The organism is Stenotrophomonas sp. (assembly GCF_031995405.1).
In the GTDB taxonomy this organism is placed as follows: domain Bacteria; phylum Pseudomonadota; class Gammaproteobacteria; order Xanthomonadales; family Xanthomonadaceae; genus Stenotrophomonas.
On record NZ_DAMAGC010000045.1, the window covers coordinates 1 to 7,401 of the forward strand.

Consider the following 7,401-nt stretch of genomic DNA (forward strand, 5'->3'; position numbering starts at 1 on the left):
GCGGCCCACGCCGGCTCTCGACACCTAAACTGCCAGATTCCGATCAGATAAGGCTCGCGTACGCCATCCATGGCGTACGACGGTCCCGCGAACTCACACACCCCCGCCCCAGACAGTTGGCTGGTGGCCTCGGCACGGAAAAACGTCAGGCGCTTGCGCTGGCTCTTCGCCCAGATGCTGCCGCACTACATCGGGGCATCGCTTCGTATAGATGAAGGCCAAGCACCGTGTGTTTTGCCAGCACGTACTTGGGTTGGGAGACAGCGCTGCCGCGCAGTGGAGGAGTAACCCCGCACTGCCTTTGCGCGCACGGGTTGGCCTGCAATTGTAGTGCTTTCAAATCCATCGCATGAAGCCTGATGCTTCACCCGCGCGGCAGAGCCAACCCAACAAGCCGACGCTTCTCCCGCTCCTCCCGCTCCTCCCGCTTCGCTCCGCCAAGGCCACCAGCCAACTGTCGAGGGTGGGGGTGTGTGGGTTCGCGGGACCGTCGTACGCCATGGATGGCGTACGCGAGCTTACATGGACGTACTTGCAGCGTGTCCCGCGAACCCACACACCCCCGCCCACAAATGCGCAGGCAGAACCCGCGTTTGTCTTCGGCTCTACGCCTTAAGCTTTAAGCCTCATCCTCAGTAGGCAACGCCGTCGGCGCCGCGCCCGGGGTGAACACGCCCGGCTTCACGAACGCACTGAGGATCGCATCGAGGGTCTCTGCGCCATCACGACGGATCTCGAACAGCTCCGGCTCCAGCATCGCGCTGTACAACACCCCGGTCAGACTCGTGCTCACGATCCGCGCCACCGTGTCCACGTCCACCCCCTCGCGCAATTGGCCCAACTCGCGCGCGCGCTGGAACGCCGCCGCGAAAATGCCGAGTTCCTCGCGCGACGCCTCCAACTGCAGCTCCTGCATCGCCTGGCTTTCCACCGACAGATCGTTGCGCAGCATGATCTCCATCATGTTGCGCAGCCTCTCATCGTCGGCCAGCTCCTGGAAGGACACCAGCAACGCCGAACGCAGGTCCAGCACCGGCGTATTGCGCTTGGACGATGTCGTCCGCCGCAACCGCTCGATGAACGGAATCCGCTCCCGTTCGATCATCGCCGTCAGGATCTCGGTCTTGTTCTTGAAGTGCCAGTACACCGCGCCCCGCGTATAGCCCGCGCGCGCCCCGATCATCGCCAAGCTAGTGCCCGCGACCCCGTATTCATGGAAACAGACCTGGGCCGCATCGAGGATGCCCTCGCGGGTGGCCTGCGCCTCTTCTTTGGTTTTTCTGGCCATGGCGCTGTGCAGCTGCTGGATGAAACCGGCCTGAATTGTACCGCTTTACAAACAAACATGCATGTATGTATATTTCCCTCCCACTGATCCTCGGTGCGGACCGCGCGTATCCGCGAAACCGCCGCAACCCATGGATTTGCTTCACTTTGCCGTCCTGTTGACTGATTTTTCGTCGCATTTATCGCGAGAATCCGGCTGCGGGAGACCCTTTTCGTTTGCCGTGAGCCCCCCACCATGTCCCGATCCCCGTACCGTCTTCTCGCGCTGTCCCTCGCGATCGCCTTGACCGTGTCCGCCTGTGGCGGGGGAGACCAGCAAGGTCCGCAGGGCGGGCCGGGCCAGGTCACCGTCGCCACCCTGAAGGCCGAACAGGTCGGCCTGACCCGCGAGCTTCCGGGCCGCACCAATGCCTTCCTGGTCGCCGAAGTGCGTCCCCAGGTCAGCGGCATTGTCGCCAGGCGCCTGTTCACCGAAGGCAGCCTGGTCACTGCCGGGCAGGCGCTGTACCAGCTCGACGACGCCAGCTACCGCGCCCAGGCCAACAGCGCCCGCGCCCAGCTGGCGCGCGCCGAAGCTACCGCCAATGCCGCGCGCCTGAGCGCCAAGCGCATCGGTGAGCTGGCCAAGGTCGAAGCGGTGAGCACGCAGGACAACGAAAACGCCATCGCCACGCTGAAGACCGCCGAGGCCGATGTCGGTGCCGCGCGTGCCGCGCTGGACGCGGCCAATGTCACCCTCGGCTATGCCCGCATCACCGCGCCGATCAGCGGCCGCATCGGCAAGTCCTCGGTCACCCAGGGCGCGCTGGTCAGCGCCGGCCAGGCCGATGCGCTGGCCACCGTGCAGCAGTTGAACCCCATCTATGTCGACCTGACCCAGTCGGCCAGCGAACTGCTGCAGTTGCGCCGCGAACTGGCCAGCGGTCGCCTGCAGGACAACCAGACCCTGCCGGTGACGATCCTGCTCGATGACGGCACCGAGTTCGACCACAAGGGCACGCTGGAATTCTCCGAAGTCAGCGTCGACCCCACCACCGGCAGCTACGCGCTGCGGGTCAAGGTCGACAATCCCGACCAGGTGCTGATGCCGGGCATGTACGTGCGTGCCCAGGTTGGCAGCGGCGTGCGCGACAACGCGATCCTGGTCCCGATGCAGGGCATCGCCCGCGATCCCAAGGGCGATACCAGCGCCATGGTGGTGGGCAAGGACGGCAAGGTCGAAGTGCGGCCGGTCAAGGTCAGCCGTGCGCTGGGCAACAAGTGGCTGGTGGAAGACGGGCTCAAGGCCGGTGACAAGGTCATCGTCGAAGGCCTGCAGAAGATCCAGCCGGGCATGCCCGTGCAGGCCACCGAAATGGGCGCGACCCCGGCCAGGCCGGCCGCTGCGCCGGCGGCCGCCGCCGCCCAGCAGTAACCGGAGAATTCCATGGCACGTTATTTCATTGATCGCCCCATCTTCGCGTGGGTGATTGCGATCATCATCATGCTCGCCGGTGCGTTGGCGGTGCTCAAGCTGCCGGTGTCGATGTACCCGGAAGTGGCACCGCCGGCCGTCGAGATCAGCGCCAGCTACCCGGGTGCGTCGGCCAAGGTGGTCGAGGACTCGGTGACGCAGATCATCGAGCAGAACATGAAGGGCCTGGATGGCCTGATCTACTTCTCCTCCAACAGCTCCTCCAACGGCCAGGCCACCATCACCCTGACCTTCCAGAGCGGTACCGACCCGGACATCGCCCAGGTGCAGGTGCAGAACAAGCTGCAGCTGGCCATGCCGCTGCTGCCGCAGGAAGTGCAGCGCCAGGGCATCAACGTGGCCAAGTCCAGCAGCGGCTTCCTGCAGGTACTCGGCTTCGTGTCCGAAGACGGCAGCATGGACGCCAACGATATTTCCGACTACGTCGGTTCCAATATCGTCGACCCGCTCAGCCGCGTGCCGGGCGTGGGCAACATCCAGGTGTTCGGTGGCAAGTACGCCATGCGCATCTGGCTGGACCCCAACAAGCTGCACACCTACAAGCTGTCCACCGCCGAAGTGATCGCGGCGATCACCGCCCAGAACGCACAGGTCGCCATCGGCCAGCTCGGCGGCGCGCCGTCGATCAAGGGCCAGCAGCTCAACGCCACCATCAACGCGCAGGATCGCCTGCAGACCCCCGAACAGTTCCGCAACATCATCGTGCGCAGCGCGCAGGACGGTGCCGAACTGCGTCTGTCCGACGTGGCCCGCGTGGAGCTGGGCGCGGAGTCGTACGACTTCGTGACCCGCTACAACGGCAAGCCGTCCTCGGGTATCGCCATCACCCTGGCCACCGGCGCCAACGCGCTGGCCACCGCCAACGGGGTGCGCGCGGCACTGGATGAGATGCAGCCGAACTTCCCGGCCGGGCTGAAGGCGGTGGTGCCGTATGACACCACGCCGTTCGTGCAGGTCTCGATCAAGGGCGTCATCAAGACCCTGATCGAAGCCATCGTGCTGGTGTTCCTGGTGATGTACCTGTTCCTGCAGAACTTCCGCGCCACGCTGATCCCCACCATCGCCGTGCCGGTGGTGCTGCTGGGCACCTTCGGCATCCTGGCTGCGCTGGGCTTCTCGGTGAACATGCTGACCATGTTCGCGATGGTGCTGGCGATCGGCCTGCTGGTCGATGACGCCATCGTGGTGGTGGAAAACGTCGAACGGATCATGTCCGAGGAAGGCCTGTCGCCGCTGGAAGCCACGCGCAAATCGATGAGCCAGATCACCGGCGCGCTGGTCGGCATCGGCCTGGTGCTGTCGGCGGTGTTCGTGCCGATGGCCTTCATGAGCGGCGCCACCGGCGTCATCTACCGGCAGTTCTCGGCCACGATCGTCTCGGCGATGGCCTTGTCGGTGCTGGTCGCCATCGTGCTGACCCCGGCGCTGTGCGCGACCCTGCTCAAGCCGCTGAAGAAGGGCGAGCACCATGTCGCCCACAAGGGCTGGTCGGGTCGTTTCTTCAATGCCTTCAACCGCGGCTTCGACAGTTCCAGTGCGAAGTACCAGCGCGGCGTGCGCGGCATCCTGGCGCGTCCGTGGCGCTTCATGGGCGTGTTTGCCGCGCTGGCGCTGGTGATGGGCCTGCTGTTCATGCGCCTGCCCAGCTCGTTCCTGCCCAATGAAGACCAGGGCATCCTGATGGCGCTGGTGCAGACCCCGGTCGGCGCCACCCAGGAACGCACGCTGGAGTCGATCGACAAGCTCGAAAAGCACTTCATGGAAAACGAGGCCGACGCCATCGAGTCGATCTTCTCGGTGCAGGGGTTCAGCTTCGCCGGCATGGGCCAGAACGCGGGCATGGCCTTCGTCAAGCTCAAGGACTGGAAGGAGCGTGACAAGGACCAGGGCGCGATGCCGATCACCGGTCGAGCGATGGCCGCGCTCGGCGGGATCAAGGACGCCTTCATCTTCGCCTTCCCGCCGCCGGCGATGCCGGAACTGGGCATCGGCTCGGGCTATACCTTCTTCCTGAAGGACACCAGCGGTGCCGGTCACCAGGCCTTGCTGGACGCACGCAACCAGCTGCTCGGCATGGCCGGGCAGAGCAAGCTGCTGGCCAACGTGCGCCCGAACGGGCAGGAAGACACCCCGCAGCTGCGCATCGACATCGACGTCGGCAAGGCCAGCGCGCTGGGACTGTCGCTGGAAGCGGTCAACACCACGCTGGCCGCGGCCTGGGGCAGCAGCTACATCGATGACTTCATCGACCGTGGCCGGGTCAAGCGCGTGTACGTGCAGTCCGATGCGCCGTTCCGCATGAACCCGGAAGACTTCAACCTGTGGTCGGTCAAGAACACCGCCGGCGAGATGGTGCCGTTCTCGGCCTTCGCCAGCCAGCGCTGGGATTACGGTTCGCCACGCCTGGAGCGCTACAACGGCGTGTCGGCGATGGAGATCCAGGGCGAGCCCGCCCCGGGCGTGGCCTCGGGCGATGCGATGAGCGAAGTGGAGAAGCTCGCCAAGCAGCTGCCGGCCGGCTTCGACATCGAGTGGACCGCGCTGTCCTACCAGGAACGCCAGGCCGGTTCGCAGACGCCGCTGCTGTACACGCTGTCGCTGCTGATCGTGTTCCTGTGCCTGGCCGCGCTGTATGAAAGCTGGAGCGTGCCGACCTCGGTGCTGCTGGTGGCGCCGTTGGGCATCCTCGGCGCGGTGCTGGCCAACACCTTCCGCGGCATGGAACGCGACATCTACTTCCAGGTGGCCATGCTGACCACGGTGGGCCTGACCAGCAAGAACGCGATCCTGATCGTGGAGTTCGCCAAGGAAAACCTGGAGAAGGGCGCCAGCCTGATCGACGCGACGATGCACGCCGTGCGTGACCGCCTGCGCCCGATCATCATGACCTCGCTGGCGTTCGGCCTGGGCGTGCTGCCGCTGGCGATCGCCTCCGGTGCAGGTTCGGGCGCACAGCAGGCCATCGGTACCGGCGTGCTGGGCGGCATGGTGGTGGGCACGCTGCTGGGTGTGTTCTTCATTCCGCTGTTCTTCGTGGTGGTGCAGCGCGTGTTCAATCGTGGCGGCACGCCGCCGACGACAACCGACGACAGCACCGCCCCGGTGACGGTGACGCAGAACGGCGACAAGGCCGAAGGTGGTCCGCATGAATAAGCTTCCCTCCCTGCTCGCCGTGGCCGTGGCGCTGGCGCTGTCCGGCTGTGCCTCGCTGGTGCCGCGCAGTACCGAGGTCGCCCCGGCGATCCCGGCACAGTGGCCTGCCGCTGCCGCGGCCGGCACGGTCGACGTGGCGGACATCGGCTGGCGCGATTTCTTCGTCGATCCGCGCCTGCAGTCGGTGATCAACCAGGCGCTGGACAACAACCGTGACCTGCGCGTGGCCGTGCTCAATGTTGAAAGGGCACGCGCGCAGTACCGCATCCAGCGCGCCGACCGCGTGCCGGCGGTGGGCGTGCAGGGGCAGATGACCCGCAGCGGTGGCGATGCGCCGGTCACCGAACAGTTCAGCGCGAATCTGGGCGTGGTCGAGTTCGAGCTGGATCTGTTCGGTCGGGTGCGTAATCTCAGCCAGGCCGCCCTGCAGCAGTACTTCGCCGAAGCGGCCAACCGGCGCAGCGCACAGCTGAGCCTGGTCGCCGAGGTCGCCAACGCCTGGCTCACCCTGGGCGCGGACAACGCACAGCTGCGCATCGCCCAGGCTACGCTGGCAAGTTATGAAGATTCGCTGCGCCTGACCGAGGCGCGCCGCCAGCTCGGCGGTGCCTCGGCACTGGAGCTGAGCCAGACCCGCACCCTGGTGGAAACCGCGCGCACCGATGTGGCCCGTTTTGCCGGGCAGGTGGCGCAGGACCGCAATGCATTGGTGCTGCTGGCTGGTGGACCGGTCGATGACACGCTGCTGCCGACCACCGAGGTGACCGAGGTGGCGGCGTTGCGTCCGCTGCCGGCCGGGGTGCCGGGCGAGGTGCTGCTGCGCCGTCCGGACGTGATGGCCGCCGAGCACACGTTGCTCTCGGCCAACGCCAACATCGGCGCGGCGCGCGCGGCGTTCTTCCCGTCGATCAGCCTGACCGGCAGCATCGGCTCGGCCTCCTCGGAACTGTCCAATCTGTTCGACAGCGGTACGCGGGTGTGGAGCTTCATGCCCAAGCTCAACCTGCCGATCTTCCAGGGCGGCAAGCTGCGCGCCAATCTGGGCGTGGCTACCGCCGACCGTGACATTGCGTTGGCCCAGTATGAAAAGGCGATCCAGTCCGGCTTCCGCGAGGCCGCCGACGCACTGGTGCTCAACGACAGCCTGGATGCGCAGCTGGCCTCGCAGCAGGCGCTGGTGGCCGCCGCCGAGCAGGCACAGACGTTGTCGCAGGCCCGCTACGATGCCGGCCTGGACAGCTTCCTGACCCTGCTCGATGCACGTCGCACCGCGTACACCGCGCGCAAGTCGCTGGTCAGCACGCAGCTGGCGCAGCAGTCGAACCAAGTGGCGCTGTACAAGGTGTTGGGCGGCGGTTGGCACGAGCGCGGGTGATCGGCGCCGCAGAGGCGAGGTGTCGCCGTTCGCATGACGGGCGTCGGAGGCAGGTGCCGCGCGGTGCGCGGTTGCCGAGCATGGCTCGGCACTACCGGGGCGACGCGGCGGT

The 7,401-nt window shown here is 66.3% G+C and carries 4 protein-coding genes; 3 read left to right on the top strand and 1 reads right to left on the bottom strand.

From position 1 onward, the window contains the following. Positions 1-619: 619 nt before the first annotated feature. Positions 620-1,288 (bottom strand): TetR family transcriptional regulator, encoded by a 669-nt coding sequence (locus RTO53_RS10095; RefSeq protein WP_312237667.1) that lies wholly within the window; start codon positions 1,286-1,288, stop codon positions 620-622. 234 nt (positions 1,289-1,522) lie between these two features. Between RTO53_RS10095 and RTO53_RS10100 the strand changes: the two genes are divergently transcribed. The 3 genes from RTO53_RS10100 to RTO53_RS10110 are packed head-to-tail and all read left to right on the top strand — an operon-like array spanning position 1,523 to position 7,289. Beyond that, complete coding sequence (locus RTO53_RS10100) at positions 1,523-2,701, top strand: efflux RND transporter periplasmic adaptor subunit (RefSeq protein ID WP_312237668.1); 1,179 nt, start codon at positions 1,523-1,525, stop codon at positions 2,699-2,701. Between the two features lie 12 nt (positions 2,702-2,713). Continuing rightward, positions 2,714-5,914, top strand: coding sequence for a multidrug efflux RND transporter permease subunit SmeE (gene smeE, locus RTO53_RS10105; RefSeq protein ID WP_312237669.1), 3,201 nt, complete (start codon positions 2,714-2,716; stop codon positions 5,912-5,914). Next, positions 5,907-7,289, top strand: a complete 1,383-nt coding sequence (locus RTO53_RS10110; RefSeq protein WP_312237670.1) for an efflux transporter outer membrane subunit — start codon at positions 5,907-5,909, stop codon at positions 7,287-7,289. The genes smeE and RTO53_RS10110 overlap by 8 nt, the downstream gene beginning before the upstream one ends. Positions 7,290-7,401 lie beyond the last annotated feature (112 nt).